Here is a 513-nt window from a genome sequence, read left to right on the forward strand (position 1 = left end):
GTACGTGTTGCCCTGCACCACCGCTGGTGTGCGAGGAGGTTCCGTTCCGTCCAGCCAGAACCTGGAGATCACCTCGCCGCCCACCTTGTCGACGACTCTGCCGCCACCGTCGTCCAGGGCTATGAGGCGGCTGCCGTCGACCGTCGGCGGGCCCCAGTTGTCCGCCTGGGACGAGAGCGACTCCGACGCCAGGCTCCAGATCTCGTGGCCCGACGTGAGGTCGACCGCGGTGAGCGCCTTGCCGCCCATGTACACGACGCCGTCCTCGACCGCGGGGGCCGTTGCACTCGACGCGTTGCGTTCGACCGTCCAGGCTTCCTCGCCCGTCGCTGCTCCGACCGCGAAGTACGCCCCGTCTCCGGTGCAGACGACGAGGTGGTCGGCCCCGGCCGCGCCCAGCGCTGCCGAGTCCAACCTCGCACCGGCGGGTGCGGGCCGTGTCCAGCGGACCTCACGGCCCGTGACGTCCACGGCGGACAGCTGATCGTCCTTCGTCTGCACATACACGGTCCC

At 70.6% G+C, this 513-nt stretch carries 1 protein-coding gene; it reads right to left on the reverse strand.

The features are described from left to right. Nucleotides 1–513: PQQ-binding-like beta-propeller repeat protein (locus tag RF644_RS18885; RefSeq protein ID WP_368797673.1), on the reverse strand; the 513-nt coding region annotated here is incomplete at both ends.

The organism is Kocuria sp. CPCC 205258, assembly GCF_040981005.1.
In the GTDB taxonomy this organism is placed as follows: Bacteria; Actinomycetota; Actinomycetes; order Actinomycetales; family Micrococcaceae; genus Kocuria; species Kocuria rosea.